At 54.8% G+C, this 16926-nt stretch carries 2 protein-coding genes; both read right to left on the reverse strand.

Translation table 11 applies throughout. The features are described 5' to 3' along the window. Window positions 1-33: 33 nt before the first annotated feature. Window positions 34-7215, reverse strand: coding sequence for a type I polyketide synthase (locus tag KBY08_RS12795; RefSeq protein ID WP_225651155.1), 7182 nt, complete (start codon window positions 7213-7215; stop codon window positions 34-36). 10 nt (window positions 7216-7225) lie between these two features. Continuing rightward, window positions 7226-16921: an SDR family NAD(P)-dependent oxidoreductase gene (locus KBY08_RS12800; RefSeq protein ID WP_111522204.1), complete on the reverse strand. Its 9696-nt coding sequence runs from the start codon at window positions 16919-16921 to the stop codon at window positions 7226-7228. Between the last annotated feature and the right edge of the window lie 5 nt (window positions 16922-16926).

Here is a 16926-nt window from a genome sequence, read left to right on the forward strand (position 1 = left end):
AACAATCAATAGCACCCAAACACCAGGACCTGTTTAAGCTTCAGACAATCGCGGCACACCGGACAGTATCCGTTGGCGATAACCATCCAGCACCGCACAGACATTGGATTGCGCGTCGTAGATAACAATGGTCCAGATTTCTTTCTTGCCATCATTCAGCACATGCCCAACCGACCAGGCGTTGAGTGGAATTTCCCGATACTGTTGAAAGCGGTCTATTGCAAAAGGAACCCGGGTTTGCACCCCACCCTGATCCCTGGTTTGTTTGGCTTTTTCCCGCGCTACAGCGAGAATCGAGATGGCCTGAAGTGCAGAGTCTGCAAGGCAGGGATGAACCGAAAAAGGCGACTGTTTATTCGCCAGGATCGACGGCAGTTGCAATTGAGCGATGACCGTCGAGGGCGAAAAGTAGAGGGCCTTGATACCTTGCAAACGGGTCTTGTGGGTAATGCCATGGCGACGCAACAAGTCATAGCATTGCGCTGCCGGTACTTTTCGATACTGGGCCAGCCCTGCCGCGCTCAGGTCAATCTCATCGAACCGGATCCCCTGTGCTTTCAGGTGACTGAACGACTGATCTTCTGCCAGCACCTGTTGACCTGACGACAAATCACAGATGGCTTGGGCATACAGCTGCTTTTTATCTCGGCTCAGCACCTTCAGGTCAGCGTTGTCGCCTCGCTCTGTCACTTCCACAATAATCGGTAAGCGTGGCGTGGCGTCGGTAAAGACCATCGGCTGAACCCAGGCAATATCGTTCAGCGCTATTTGGTAGGCATTCTTGAACTTGTCGCCATACACCGCGCAAACACTGCGTTTCATCAGCTCGATATACATCACGCCGGGCAGGACTTTCTGCCCCATAACCAAATGATCCGCGATGAAGAAATCATCCACCGTCAGGGTGAATTCACAGTACTTGCTGGCGGCTTTTGACCTTGTCGCCGTGGCTCGTGGGGCTGATGCGGGAGGACTCGGACGTGCAACGGAGGCCTGTTTCGCCGGCGCTTTATCCTTCGAAGACGCCCAGAACGACATGGAATTGAACGGACTTGCCGGCAGGCTACAAATGCTGCCCTGGAACGAAGCGTCGTTGACCTGGCCGTTTTCAATATAGACGTGCGCTTGTTTCAGCAAAGCCTGGGCATTGCCCTGCCCCAGGTCGCTCGGCGTAAAGATTTGCATGCTCGGCTTGGCTGCTGACAGCAGGGAGCCCAGTGCATTGGCCAGTTCAGAAACCGAGCGGCTAAGAATCGCCACGCGCTTGCCGAAGTGCCTGCGCCCGCAGGCCAAGGTGTAAGCGATGTTGGTCAGCGACACCGTCGCGTCAGACTCGAGGTGCTCACGCAGTTTCTGCAGGAGTTTGACCAACTGTGGGTCAGAGTTCGCCGACAGCAGAATCAACTGCGGCCCAAACTTCTCCGCCGTGTGCCGTACCGGCTGGGGTAAATCACCGAGCACCACGTGTGCATTGGTGCCACTGGCACCGAAGGCACTGATCGTTGCCAGCCTCCGGCCATTTCTGGCTTGCCACGGTTGTGAAGATTTCGCGACATAAAACGGGCTACCGGCCAAATCAATTCGCGAGTTGCCTTTGGTGTGGTGAATCAGCGGCGGAATGGTGCTGTGTTCCAGTGCCAGCACCGACTTGATCACACTCGAGATACCGGCGGCAAATTGGGTGTGGCCAATGTTGGCTTTGACCGAGCCCAAGGCGCAGTAATTCTTGTGCGCGGAGTCCGTGGTGAAGGCTGCACAGAGTGCGTTGAACTCAATCGGGTCGCCCAGGTTGGTGCCGGTGCCGTGGGCCTCCACCATGGAGATGTCGTTAGCGGTAATACCGAAATCCTTGTACACCCGTTTCAGCAACTTCTCTTGCGAGACGGCGCTTGGGGCCGTGATGCCGTTGGTTCTGCCGTCCTGGTTGATGCCGTCACCGTAGATGACCGCGCGAATGTTGTCGCCATCGGCCAAGGCATCGTCCAAACGTTTAAGAATAATCGCCCCGACCGCTTCGCCGGGGACAAAACCATCGGCGTTTTCATCAAATGGCGAGCACGTCCCGGTGGGCGACAACATCCCGGCTTGTGTCGCCTGCACGTACAAGCGCGGCGTCGTCTGTACAAATACACCGCCCGCAATCGCCGTATTGGTGATCCCCAGTCGCAGGTCTTTACAAGCCTGATGGATCGCCACCAACGAACTTGAACACGCAGTGTCGATGGTCAGCGCCGGCCCTTTGAAATCCAGGTAATAGGCAATCCGCGACGCAATCATCGAGCCCATGTTGCCCCACAGCGCTTGCGCCGGTGCCTCACTGGCCTCGAACACTTCGTTGTAGTCGCCAGTCCAGCCGCCGACGTAAATGCCGAACTGATCTTTCACTTCAGGGGTCAGGCGACTGCCTGCATAGCCACTGTCCTCCAGGGCATGCCACGCCTCTTCGAGGAAAAGGCGTTGTTGTGGGTCCATATACGTGGCTTCAACCCCGGAAATGTTGAAGAAGATCGCATCGAACTTATCAATTTCATTGAGGAATCCACCGCGCTGGCAAACACCGTCGCGATACTTTTCCTGATTGAGATAGTCCGCCAGGTCCCAACGACTCACCGATTCGGTGCTGTCTTTGCCGTCGCGGATATTGTTCCAGAACGCCTCGGTATCATCGGCACCGCCAAAACGGCCACTCATGCCGATAATTGCAATCGGCTTTTGGTTGCGTTCCTGGCCAGTTGCAGGCGACTCGCTGAGTAGCTGAGGCGCTGGCCGAGCGAATTTAGTCGACGAGTCGACGATCGTCACAGGCGTAATCAGCCCATGGGCATGGCGGGATAGATCCTCGACATTCGGATAATCGTAGATACACGTGGTTTTCAAACCGAGACGATACTGTTCATTAAGCGAATGGATTAAATCAACGCCCAGAATGGAGTCCAGACCGTAATCGACAAACGACACCTCATTGTTGATCGACGCCTCATCCATCTTGAGTACATTGGCCAGTCTTTCTCGAATGAATCCGGCAACGGCCGGCACTTCAAGGCGAACGGGCACGTGACTGATGATTTCGGCGCTCACCTTCCCTGCTTCTGATGGCTGATCCAGGTGTCTGACGGCCCTTGCGTTCGAACCGACTTTGTCCAGGAAGCTATGGGTGTTGGCCGCAAAGGCATACTCGGGTATCCGGCATTTTTTCGGTTGCAGCCCATCGCTGTACAAACCTTCCCACTGCTCAAAGCTGCCATTGACCCACAGTTGCGCCAAGGCGTCCGACTCGTGGTGGGCAAAAGCAATCTGAACGCGGTCGTGGGCCAGCGCTCTTTGCTTGGAAAGCTCTTCAAACCGGTGAGTTTTCACCCCGGCATACAGGCCGCTACCATTAACCTGAGGGTCTTCCTCGCCAAGGAAGCGCTGGAGACGCTCGATAAAACCGGCTAGATCCCTGGCACAAATCGCGACGCGATGTTGATGGGCATTTCGACACGTCTGCAGCGTGAACGCGACGTCACGCAACGCGGGTACGGTCGACGATGAAGCGCCGCCCTGAATAACCGCCACCAGTCGCCCAATCGATACGCTGCCTTGCCAATTGAGCATCGACAGATTCAGCCCGTAGCGGGTGTTGACGGCCTCGAATAGTCGATAGAAATCAAATGGTTTGAGCCCGGCATCGACCAAGGGGGTTGAATCGTCAACCTGATTCAACGAGAGATTGTTATCCAGCCCCCGAAGCGTGGCGCGAATAAACGTCGCAATATCCATTGCAGTGGAGGCTTCAGGCGCTTGCGCCTGAAGGAAATCCAGGAACCGACGGCAGTTTCTTTTCAGGCCTTGTTCGGTATTCGAAGAGAAAGGGAAAACCAACGCCTGGACATGTTCTTGCCCGACAGGTGCGCCAACGACCTGTTCCTGCGGCGCTGTGTACTCCTCCAGAATAACGTGGGCATTCACCCCCGCCGCACCGAACGACGAAACACCGGCGATACGATTGCGGTTGTTGCGCGATGGCCACTCGATCAGCTCCCGCTGCAAATAGAACGGCGACTGGTCGAACTCCAAGTTAGGATTGATCGTCTGTGCGTGCAGGCTGGGTACCAGGACCCGGTGCTGCATCTGCAGCACCACTTTGATCACACCGGCCAGACCGGCGGCGGCTTCCAGGTGGCCGATATTGCTTTTTACCGAGCCAATCGCGCAGGAAGACTCAGGCAGGTCATTACCTGAGAAACAGGCTTTGAGTGCGTTCAACTCGATGGGGTCACCGAGTTCCGTCCCGGTGCCGTGAGCCTCGATGTAGCTGAGTTCGCCCGCTGTGATATTGGCGCTGTTCAGGGCTTTCTCGATCACCGCCGTTTGCGCCTTGGGGTTCGGCACGGTGTAGCCTTTGGCGGCGCCACCATGATTGACCGCCGAGCCTTTGATTGTTGCGTAAATCCGGTCGCCGTCTGCCTGGGCCTGCCGAAGCGGCTTCAGAATAAGCGTCGCGACACCTTCACCCGGTACAAAGCCGTCCGCCTGGTCGCCAAAACTGTGGCACTGACCTTTTTGCGACAGCATGCTGGACGCACAGAGTTGTACATAGCTTGCGGGGTGCAGATACAGGTTCACGCCACCGACAATCGCCATCTGGCAACGCCCAGCCTTGAGACTATGGACCGCCTCATGAATCGCCACCAGCGACGATGAACACATGGTGTCGATGGGCATGCTGGGCCCATTGAGGTCGAAGAGATAAGAAATACGGCTGGCGACAGAACTGAACGAGGTCGTCGGAATCGTGCGTTCGTCTTGATTCCAGAGTGCCGGGCCGTAGAGATTGAAGCCAGTCTTGGTAATGCCGACGTAGACACCAACGTCGCCGTCATACTGCTGCTTGATTTTATCTTTGGTGTAACCAGAGTCCTCCAGGGCACGCCAGCAAGACTGCATAAACAGCCGCTCCTGCGGATCCATGGCGAGGATTTCTCGTGGTGAGAGCTTGAAAAACTGCTCATCGAAATCATAAGCCTGTTCAAGAAACCCGCCTTGCTTGCAGTAGGATTTACCGTCTCTGATGGCCTCGATTTTGTCCGTGGCATAGAAGTCTTCCAGGGACCAGCGCGACTCAGGAATCTCGGTCACCGCGTTCACGCCGTTGCGCAACAGCTCCCAGAACGCTTCGATATTCGCCGCTCCCGGAAACTGCGCGTTAATACCAATAATGGCGACCGCATCACCGGCCTGCGCATCCACTGCGCGGGGCACTGCCGGACGCGGCTGAGCGTCCTGACGGGCAGAGGCTTGCGGAGCCTGTTGGCTCGCTGCCGGGGCAACCGCGCCGAGCCACGCCTGCACCGCGTCGGGTTGCAACTGGCTCAGTGTGGTGGCCAGGTCATGAATGGATTCCACTTCGTACAGCAGCGTTTTCGACAGTCGAGAGAAATGCTCACTCAACGCCTGATTGATCCGCATGATGGAAAACGAGTCGAGGCCGTAGCTTTGCAACGGCTCGAAGGTGTCGAGTTTGCTTGTCTCCAGCTTCAGGACGCTGGAGATCAACTGTTTGAGGTGAGCGACCAATGGATCATAGGCAGTCTCAACCGATGTCACTGCGCCCTTCCCGCTGGCTGCTTGAGCCGTTTGCTGACTGAGCGCCGGGGTTTGCAGGTTCCGCTGTGGTTTAGCGTTAACGTACTGGCTATCAATTTTCACCGGATCGCCATAGGTCACCAGAACATGGTGGGTATCGGCGGCCAGTAACAACGTATTCACGTGATTGAGGGCCACATCGACCGGCAACGGCAACAGACCGTACTCGACGTGGAGTTCTTTCAGCGCCTGCTGGTCAACACCCATACCGGCGTTTTCCCAGAGCGGCCAGTTCACCGACAACAGGCGATCAAAGCCGTTACGCCCGACCTTGTTTCGAGCGTCGCTGAAACCATCAATGAATCCATTGCCGGCCGCATAGTCGATCTGGCCGACAAAACCTAACTGGCCTGCACAAGAGGAGCAAAATAGAATGAAGTCAAAGCCCGTTTCAGTCTGTTGACTGACGTCGTTTGCAGCCTGAATCAGATGGAGGCTGCCACTGACTTTGGCTTCCAGGGTATTTTCAAACTGCTCGACGGTTTTGTTGACCAGAAAACTGTCATTCAACGTGCCGGCGCAGTGGAAAATCCCTTCGAGGTGATGGGAGGCGACGACCTTGATCAACAGCGACTTGAGGTCCGAGTAGCTCGCCGCGTTCGCCGTGAGATAGGAAACCCGGGACTTTCCGTAGGTGTTTACCAATTGCAGGTACGGCGTATTACTTTGCAGATCGGCTTCACTGCGGCGCCCGGTCAATACGACGCGGGCCTGCTGCCCCTGGCGCAAAATGTAATCTGCCAAGTGCAAACCAATACCGCCTACGCCACCTATAATCAGATAACTCGCATCGGTTTTTATAAAGCTTTGCAACGACGCACCATCAGAACGGTCACTGAGCGTTTCAAACACCTGAACATAACGGACATTCTTGAGGTAGCGCACATACGCCGCGTGACTGTGCTGTTCCTCGGCCAGGCTATTTTGGCTTAACTGACCCAAGGAGGCTTCATCAAGCGCCACCAGTTGAGTGGTAATGCTCGGGTGCTCCTTATTCAGGGTTTTCAGCATGGCTGAAATAGCCGCTTCCACTCCGACATACACAGATTCGTGCGCTACTTTGTCTTCAGCGTAACTATCGGGCCTCAGAAAAAACACCTGGAGCAGCGTATCCGCCGAGCTTTTCCGGCCTTTACCATGCTGCAAAATGGCCGTGACCTGCGCCTTCAAACTGAGGAAAACGTCGAGGATCATCGCACTGGCCAAACCGCTCATCTGGTCGGCAAGCGTGCCTTTGGCGGCCGCCTCTTCGGGAGCCGACACTACCGTCATCCGGGCCAGCAGGCGTTGATCCAGGCGGGCTTTCAAGGTATCCACCAACCGCTCATGACCGTGCTCCGTTACGACCACCACGCAATGCTGTTCGTGAGCCTGAGCCACATCGAGCGCGCGCCCAAGCGGCGCATCGCGCCACACCGGCACATAACGCGTACTGCCCGGCGGCCCGGACTGCTCTTCACGCATACTGCCCCCGGTGGCGTCGGTTTTGGCCAGCGCCTGAACCGCTTGCTCTTTAGTAATACGACCCGCTTTGAGTTGATCAATAATGTAACGCTGAAAGTTAGCAACCTCATTGGAGTTATTCATGACGACACCCTTAATCCTTTCTCAATAGCTGCAGGACCGTCTCGGTATCCAGATCGTCCAAAAGCACTCTATCCAATAAATCTTCATAAAATGAGTGCGCTACAAATTGCTCATTTGAAAAATTATCGACGTCATACCAGGTGGTCACTTGGTCTTTAGGCAGCCAATACCGCTGCTGTTCGAAAGGATAACCAGGCAACACAACCCGATTAGGCCGTGCGCCTCCGTAGAGCAAATTCCAGTTAAACTTAACGCCTTTAACAAACCGCTCCGCCACCATATTGGCATTGTCCAAAGTGAGCAGTTTTGGCAGTGCCTCGTTGGACATTTTCTCGGTTTTCGAGCCCTTGATATGCCCGGTAAAGATGGACACGTGGTTTAACTCATTGGCCCCGGTCGAGAAGTCTGCATCGGACAGTGCGGCCTCACTTTCAATAAACCGCGTGAGTTTGCTCAGGCCATCCGCGCTATCCATGGCCACAATCGACAAACGGTAAGACAGCTCGGCACGCCCAACCTGGAGGGTGTAAGCCACCTCCTCAATCTGCTCGGGATGACTGGACAGGTGCTGGCGTAAATTGATCGCTTGCGAGACCAGCCCACGGCGAGTTTTCGCCGACAGCACCAGAACCACCTCGTGCCCGGAAAACGCCCGGTGCGCACGAGCAGTCGTCCGATTGCTTTCATAACGGCGCAGAACGACGCTGGCAATCGAGCCGCCAAATCCGAAACTGCTGACCGCCGCGAAAATCCCCTGATCACTGGCCTTCAAGCTGGACTGGCGTTCGTTGATCACGAAGCGGCTGTCATGCAGCTCGATATAGGGGTTCAACGGTGAGCAGTGAAGATTGGCGGGCACCGTCCGCTCGCTGAGTACTTTCACCGCTTTGATCAGGCCGGCCACGCCTGCGGCTGACTCCAGATGCCCGATATTGCTTTTCAGCGCGCCGAGATAAATCGGCAAACCATGCGTTTCCGTCACCGCCTGTTTCAGCGCATTGACCTCTACAGGATCGCCAAGCTCGGTGCCAGTACCATGAGCCTCAACATATTGCAGTTGGCTCAAGTCGATCTTTTTAAGGGTTGTACGCAACAGCTCAGCCTGGCTCTTGGCATTCGGCGCCGTCAGCGACTTGGCCCGGCCGCCATGCTGATGCGCGCTGCTTTCAATCACGGCCAGGATGTTGTCGCCGTCTTTCTGTGCCAGCGAAAGCGGCTTCAGGATGACCACGCCCACACCCTCCCCTCGAACATAACCATTGGCATTGCGCGAGAAGGTGTTGCAACGCCCATCCAGGCTCAACATGCCTGCATGGTCAGGCTCGGCGAAGCCCTGGATGTCGAGTAACAGATTGACCCCACCGGCGATGGCAAAGGACGCCGAGCCGGAACGCAGGCTTTCACAGGCATTATGGATAGCGACCAGTGAACTGGAACACGCGGTGTCAATCGACTCACTCGGGCCGTGGATGTCCAGGAAGAACGACACACGGTTCGCCAGCATGGCGTGAGAGTTGCCCGTGGCGATGTAACCGTCCAGCTCCTGGTCTTTTTGCAGCAATGCCCGGTAGTCATTGTTGCTGACCCCGATAAATACCCCGGTGTCCGAAGGCAACTGGCTGGGGTCATAAGCGGCGTTTTCAACGGCGTGCCAGACCACCTCCAGGACTTGGCGTTGCTGTGGGTCCATGAACTCCGCTTCAACACGCGAAATATTGAAAAACGCCGCATCAAACCCGTCCACCTTATCCAGGTAGCCACCCTTTTTGACGCAAGCCACACCGGCGAACGCCGCTTGGGTGTCCTGGTTGTAACGCTGGTAGGGGAAGTCTTGAATGCTGTCTTGGTTATTGAGCAGGTTCGACCACAACGCTTCAACCGACGCGGCCCCCGGGAATCGTCCGGCCATACCAATGACCGCGATGGATTCATGAGGGTGCGGCAGACGGTGATTCCGCTCGGCCTCTGGTTTCTCGACGCGAGAAACCGGCGTTGCAGCCTGGTTCACTGCAGAGGCGCTGTTCTGTGGCGCCTCTTCACTGGTGCCGCTGACGCCTTGATCCTTGAGGTAAAAACACAAGGCCTCAATATTTTCGCAGTCAAAGAAAACGGCCGGGGTGATTCTGGCGCCCAGCATCTCGTTAATTTCTTTGCTCAACTGGGTTAAGCCGATGGAGTCAAAGCCGAACTCGTAGAAGCTGGTTCTTGCGTCCACTTCGGATTCATCAAACTTCAAAAGCTTAGCGACGATGGCAGACACGGCTTTGCCGAGACCGTCGGACTCCGTGCCAGCGGCGGCGACTGGTCGTGGAGACTCGGCAGTCTCGTGGCGGAAAACGGGTTGACTGCGGAAGCTGGCCGTCTCAATGGTCTTGGCGGCACGCGGTTCAATGGCTTGGCTATTGGCGATATACACATCGTCCAAGAGGGACAACAAAGTGCCATTCTTATCAGCCAACGCAATCGTTCCGCGCAACGCTTGCCCCGACGATTCGAGGGAGAACAGCAGGCTGCTGACCTTCGACACAGACGCTAAATCCAGCTGGACATTGCAGGCGCAAAGCGCGTAGTTGCTCCAATGGTCCAGTCCTTGGCGCAAGGCGATGTAGAGGACGGCTTGTTGCAACGCCGAACCGAGTTCGGATAAAAACGTCGTGTTGCGGGCAAAGTGATTGTGTCGATAATCAGTATCTTTCAAGTGCACGCGATAGCGCTGTTCACCGATCAACTGCAGCTCGCTGATAGCATTGACGTAATCGCCAAAAACGATTTTGTGCTCTTCCAGCGCTTTGCTGACCTGTGCACCGGAAAGGCTTTCCCGAACGGTCGCATTCGCAAACGCGGGAAAAGGCTGCTGGAGAACCCTGCGTCCATCGCCAGCTTGCACGGCAAATTCGACCCGTGCACACAGTTGATGCGGCGTCGACGCATCCGCTGTGGAAGAGATGTAAACGTCAGAAAATTGCCCCGTTTGATCATTCAATGCCACCGCATAACACAGCTGCGAAGGCACAACAGGGATAGGCGCCAGCAACTCCCAACGCACAGAGGTGTAGCCGCTTTGCGGATCAGCCTGCTTCATCACTGCAATCGCCGCATCGAGCAGGCTGAACGTGATTAACTGCGGCTGTTTCTTGACCCGGTAAAGGTAGTCGAGGATTTCAATCTCGATCAAATCAGCGGAGTAACGGATGCCGCTCAGGTCGGAGGTGTTGTCACGGACCAGCGGGTGATATTTGTTGCGGTTGCCCAGAGGATCAATAACGCTTGGGGCGTCTTCCAGAACCTCAAACCAGCAGCGTTTCTTCTCGAACTGATAAGCCGGAATGCGTACTTTAATCATCGCACCCAAGGCCGCTTGGTCATTCAAGCCATGCAAGGCAAACCAGTCCACGGTCGAGCCATTGGTCCAGTACTCGGCCAATGCCTCAAGCTCAGCGCTCTCGATAGCCTGACTCAGTTCCCTCCTGGAGAACTCCTTGGTCGCACCCGACGCACTGTCCACGAAGCGCACGGAACGGTTGCTGGAAAGACCACTCAGCCAGCTATCAATCGACCCAATGACCTCATTGACGCTGTCTGCGCAGAATGCCAGGCGGCATTTCATCTGGTTCTTGGCCACTTGCAGGGTGTAGGCCAGCGAGACGGGCGATACATCACGGTGGTCTTTCAGGTAGCTTGAAAAACCCTGCAGGTTCCTGACCAGCGAATCACGATTGGTCGCCGAAAATACAAACAGCTGTTGCTGGGTCTGGCGCGGGCTGCGGCTGGTCGTCCGAGGGTCGACATACTCCTCCAAAATCATGTGCGAGTTCATCCCTCCAGCACCGATGGAGGTGATCGATGCTCGACGCGGTAAGACCAGGTTGCTTTCGGAACGAGGAGCTGGCCACGACTGCAGTTCTTTATGCACATAAAACGGTGAGTCTTCGAAACGAATATTGCTGTTGAGCGTATCCGCACCCAGCGACGGCACGATCTGCTGGTGCTTGAACTGCAGTAAGATCTTCGAGATGCCGGCGATACCAGCGGCCGCTAGAAGGTGGGCAAGGTTCGACTTGATCGAGCCAATCGGACAGAACTGCTTCTTATCGGTGTATTTTCGGAAGGCCTGGGTAGCGCCTTTTATTTCGACCGGGTCGCCCAGTTCGGTACCCGAACCATGGCCTTCGAAGTAACCAATGGTTTGCGGGTCAATTTGCGCATCTTCAATCGCTTTTTCTATCGCCAGAGCCTGCATATGCGGCTGCGGAACGGTGAAACCATTGCGTACGCCAGCATTGGACAGGGCCGTTCCCTTGATAATGCCCCAGATGTTGTCGCCATCACGCTTGGCATCTGCCAGGGTTTTCAGGACCACGGCACCCACGCCTTCGCCCAAAATAGTGCCATCGGCGCCAATCCCATAGCTTCTGATGACATCTGAGGTTTTGGTGGTGAAATGTTCCTGGGAACTGGAGATCAGGTTGTAAGGGTGCAGGAGCAAGTTCATGCCCCCCGCCACGACTATTTTCGACTCACCAGACCGCAGCATTTGCACAGCCACATGAATGCAGGTCGATGTCGCCGAGCACATGGTGTCGACAAACAAGGACGGGCCGGTGAACCCATAAAAATACGACAGCATGTTCGGGATCGTGCCGGTGTAGCTGCCGCTGGCAGAACCGCCCCGCGTGAGGTTGTTTTGGAAACCATACAAGTTGTAGTGGTTGCTCATGGTGCCCGCGACAACACCCACGTCGCCTTTATACAGCTGTTGCAACGACTCTTTTGAATAGCCCGAATCTTCCAGGGCCTCGACGCCCACTTCGAGGAACAGCCGGACTTCCGGTGACATCTTCTCGGCTTCGAGTTGAGAAATCTGAAAGTAACGCGGATCAAACTTGTCTATGTCGTCGAGGAAGCCACCGGTCTTGATCGTCGACTTACCCCACACATCGCGTTCTTTGTAGTAAATAGCGTCGTGCTTCCAGCGATCCGCCGGGATCTTCTCGAACGCATGCTGGCCACTTTTCAACAACTCCCAGAGTTCATCCATGTTTCTCGATTTAGGATAACGTCCGGACAGACCGATGATCGCAATATCATGCTGATCACGGTCATCGGCGGCGACCTGACTGGCGACAGGTACTGCTTCAATTTGCTTGTTGATCGACGGTGCCGGTGCGGCAGCCGCCTCTTCAGCGACCTGTTTGTCTTTAGAGGGCGTGTCTGTATGAGCTGCGACCTCGACGACAGGCGCTCTGCCCTCCAGGTACAGGCTCTTTAGTTTATCGCTGTATTCATCCATCAGATAATCGGCCACTTCATTGATCGTGAAGTATTCGAAGAACAGCGTTTTTGATAACTGACCGAATTGCCCCTCGAGTTGACGGATCATTTCTACCGCCATAATCGAGTCAAAGCCGTACTCTTCGATTTTCTGATCGCCTCGGATCGTCTTGGCGTCGCGTTCAATGACGATAGCCAACTTGCCCTTCAGATAGTCCTGGGCATATTGAAACAGGGCCTCATTATCGACGTCATCACCGCTCTTCGAGGGATCAGGACTCTCCTGACTGCCCCCCTCAGGCACAACGCTGCGCTGGTTAAGGCCTGCGATGTAAGCGTGGATTTTCTCCTGGTTGCCGTACGTGACGAGGATCGGAAAATCATCGGTGGTGGTCAGCGCATAACGCAACGCGTGCATCGCTTCATGGGTGGGAAGCGGCTCCATGCCGGTTGTTTCATGCACCGATGCTAAAGTGGCGGCGTCCATTTTCATGCCACCTTCTTGCCAAAGCGGCCAATTAATGGCGATCGTCTGCCCGGTCCCCTCCCCCTCGCGCACCCGTTGATTGCGATCAATCGCGAAGGCATCCAAAAAGGCGTTGGCTGCGGCATAGTCACTTTGGCCAGCATTGCCAAACGTGCTCGCCACCGAAGAGAACAGCACGAACTTGCCTAATGGCAGACGCTTGATCGCCTGATCAATAGCCAGCGTCCCATCGAGCTTTGGCGACAGCACTGGCAGCGAATCCTTGACCTCTTTACGCAAGATGAAGTTATCGGCAATGTGGCCAGCGGCATGGAATATGACATCAACGCTGTGATGAGTATGCTTCAGTGCAGCGACAAAATTCTCGACCTCAACGACATCGGTAATATCGAGTGGCTGATAATCGACCTTGCCACCCCGTGCTTGTATTTCACTTTTCAAGGCAGAGAAAACAGCCTGCTGCTCGGCGGCGGTTTTGCGCCCGGTCAAGTAGAGCGTGCACCCCGGAAAATCCGCTGCGAGCTGCCTGGAAATCAGTTGACCAATACCACCCAGCCCGCCGGTTATCCAGAACACCGGCTGTTCATTAAGCACCGGAATTTTTCCCTGAACAGGCCTTACGGGTTGCGCTGTAATCCGTTCTATCCGACGCAGGCCTTGCGCATCATGACGTACGCTAAATGCTCCGTCGGCGATGAGAAACTCACGGGCGATGATCGATCCGGAATCGACCAGCGGTGAGTTTTCTATCGATACAAAGCGGCCCTGGATCCGTGGGTTTTCATTGTGCGCGACCCGCAGCAGCGCAGTCAGGCTGGAGCGGATCACATCCGGCAGTGTCGAGGAGGCGCAGACCAAAAGGTGTTGAATAGTTTTAGGCTTGGTTTCCAGGAGTTTCTTAATGTATGAAAACACGTGGGAGTACGCTTCAATCGTCGGTGCGCTGCTCACTGCCTCAGGGGAAGACAGCGCCATCGACTGGAACGTGCAGGACGTTTGCGCAGACACCTGATTACGATAATTGGCGATCCAGCGATCATCCTGAATCGTACTGCCCACATAAAGGGCAAGCACGTGATTAGCACGATCTGCGGGCGCTGTTGAGCTTATTGGCGGCTGTTGATGGTCTGTACTGTCAACAACCCACTGTTTCGAAAAATAAAGATTCTGGCTACTCGGTTCATTCGAGCCACTGTTATTCTTGCTGGTCATTTGCTCACCCACGGGACTGCGCAATAAGCACATCGTAAAGTTTTTCGCCGACGCTACCTGTTCGCCTTGTTCGGTAAAAATATTCAGGTCAAAGGTCAACGAGGCTTTAGTGCCGGCAAATCGATTTTTCTCACTGATACGAGCCCAGACGGTCGTGGGGCAAATCTGATAGACCGATAAACTGTCGAGTGAAAAAGGAACATAGGGGTAACGTGAGGCGTTATTGGACAACGCCGTCGCAATACCGGCCTGCAATACCGAGTCGAGAATTGCCGGGTGGGCAGAGAATGATTGTTGACTCCCAGCGATTGAAACCTTTACCCAGACTTCATCCACGCCGACATGGATTTGCTCGACACCCTGCAGCCTCGGGCCATGGTAAATACCTGTGCTCTGAAGGTATTGATAGCATTGATCGCGGTGAATTTTCTTGAATGGCGACATGTCCGGCAGGTCAATACGATCGGCTACCGTTGAACCCGGCTGATACTCGCCTTGCACATGAACACGAATTTTATCTTTAGCCTGCCCTTCGATATTTTTGGGATGGGTATAAAAACGAAAGCCTTTGCCTGGCTGCCCAGAGGCAGCGTTTGCATCAGCCTGCTTACTGTCGAAGTCGAGGTAAATCGACTTTCTGATATCGACGTCGTCGTCGGACAGTTCGATGGCAAATGGCGATAACCAAAATACGTTTGAGAAGTCGACATTGATCATTTTATCGGCACGGGGAATCGTCGATAAAATCATTTCCAGATAGTGCACACCCGGCAATATAGATTGGTTATTAACCGTGTGATCTTCCAGGAAGAAGGCTTTACTCGACAGCGTAAATTCGACTGTACCCGGCTGTTTTGGCTTGGCCACATCAGCGTTCTTTTTGGGGAACCAGTAAGCCGTGCGCTCAAATGAATAAAGCGGCAAGCGGACTTTCGCGGGGATCAGGCCAGCGTCGAGATAAAGGTCATTCCAATCGACGGCAACCCCAAAAACCCAGTACTGGGCCAGGCTGAGCATATCGTGATTGGACATCCAGTTTTCAGTCAGTGACGCTCGATTTTCTTCGGCGTAACTCCTAAGTTTCTTGCCTTCTCCGGCATCGTAAGAGTTACCTACAAATGTGTGCTCGGCAGCAGCGCGTGTATCTATAAAGCTCCGAATCGCCAGTTTCAGTTCGTCGATAGACTCAACCACAAAGCACACGCGTTCTGTGAGCGCGTCGCGCTGGCACTGTAATGCATGGGCAATGCCGGGCAGGTTAGGAGGGTTGTCCTCCAGAAACGCCAGCAGGCGCTGGGCATACGCCACCAACGACTCACTTGACTTGGCCGACACAGGGATCGCAAACACGGGATGGTTATCAGCGACTGCACGGGCTGACAACTGCGCGGTTTCAGGAATGAACTCCTGGATCACCGCATGGGCATTGCTGCCACCAAATCCAAATGAACTGATACCGGCGATGCGCCCTGTCGAGCCATCCGCAGGACTCGCCCAAGGCTGATGCTTGTCGACAATATAAAAAGGCGTATCTGTCAGTTCTATCTTGGGGTTGATGCTTTTAAAGTTCAGGTTTCCGGGCAGTTCTTTATTTTTTAACGCGGCTAAAATCTTGATAATCCCGGCAACACCCGCTGCACCTTCCAGGTGTCCAATATTTGTTTTAACCGAGCCAATACCGCAGTAGTTTTTCCTGGACTGCGGGTCATCGACAGCGTGGCTCGCCTGAGCGAAGGCTTTCTTAAGCCCGTGGATCTCGATAGGGTCACCCAACGGCGTGCCGGTGCCATGGGTTTCGATATAGCTAACATCGCGAACATCAATATGACTGCGTCGATAAAGCTCTGCGATCAGGTCCGCTTGCGCCTGAGGGTTGGTCACGGTCAGTGAGCCGGTTTTACCCCCATGGTTGTTGGCAATACCTCGCACCACGGCGTAGATGTTGTCCCCGTCCTCAATGGCCTTGTCCAACGCTTTGAGCAGCAAAAGCCCGCCGCCCTCACCGCGTACATAACCATTGGCGCGGTCATCGAAGGTATAGCTCTTGCCATCTTTAGAGAGCATTCCATTTTTGGTAAAGGCGATAAAATGCTGCGGACTCCAGATTAAATTCACCCCCCCGGCCAAGGCCAGCTCACACTCGCCGGACTTGATGGCATTGACCGCTAACGCCAACGACACCAGCGAGCTTGAACAGGCGGTATCAATGCTGATACTGGGGCCTTTGAGGTCAAAGTAATAAGAGATCCGGTTGGATAAAATCGAGTACGCCGTTCCCGTCGGAAAGTAAGGATCAATCGGCGTGTGATTCAGCGCCAACAGCTCAGCGTAATCCCAGTGACACACCCCCATAAAAACGCCGGTGTTCGTCCCCTTCACGCTGGATGGGCATATCCCTGCGTCTTCAAAGGCATGCCAGGCCATTTCCATGGCAATACGTTGCTGGGGGTCCATGAACTTGCTTTCACGGGGCGAAATCCCGAAGAAATTGGCATCGAAGCACTCGATATCATCGACGAACCCGCCCCAAATACTCGATGTTTTATCGCCGCCGGTTTTAGGATCACCGTAAAGCTCAGCCTTCGACCAACGCTTTTCATTCACCTCACTAATCAGGGACTTTCCAGCTTTAAGCTTGCCCCAGAAGGCATCAATAGAGTCTGCTTCAGGCAGGCGAAGGCCAACCCCGACAATAGCGACCTGGGTGCTATCTAGGTCAGTTTTTGTGCTTGACATAAACG

It is taken from the genome of Pseudomonas sp. P135, from assembly GCF_020312125.1.
In the GTDB taxonomy this organism is placed as follows: Bacteria; Pseudomonadota; Gammaproteobacteria; order Pseudomonadales; family Pseudomonadaceae; genus Aquipseudomonas; species Aquipseudomonas fragariae.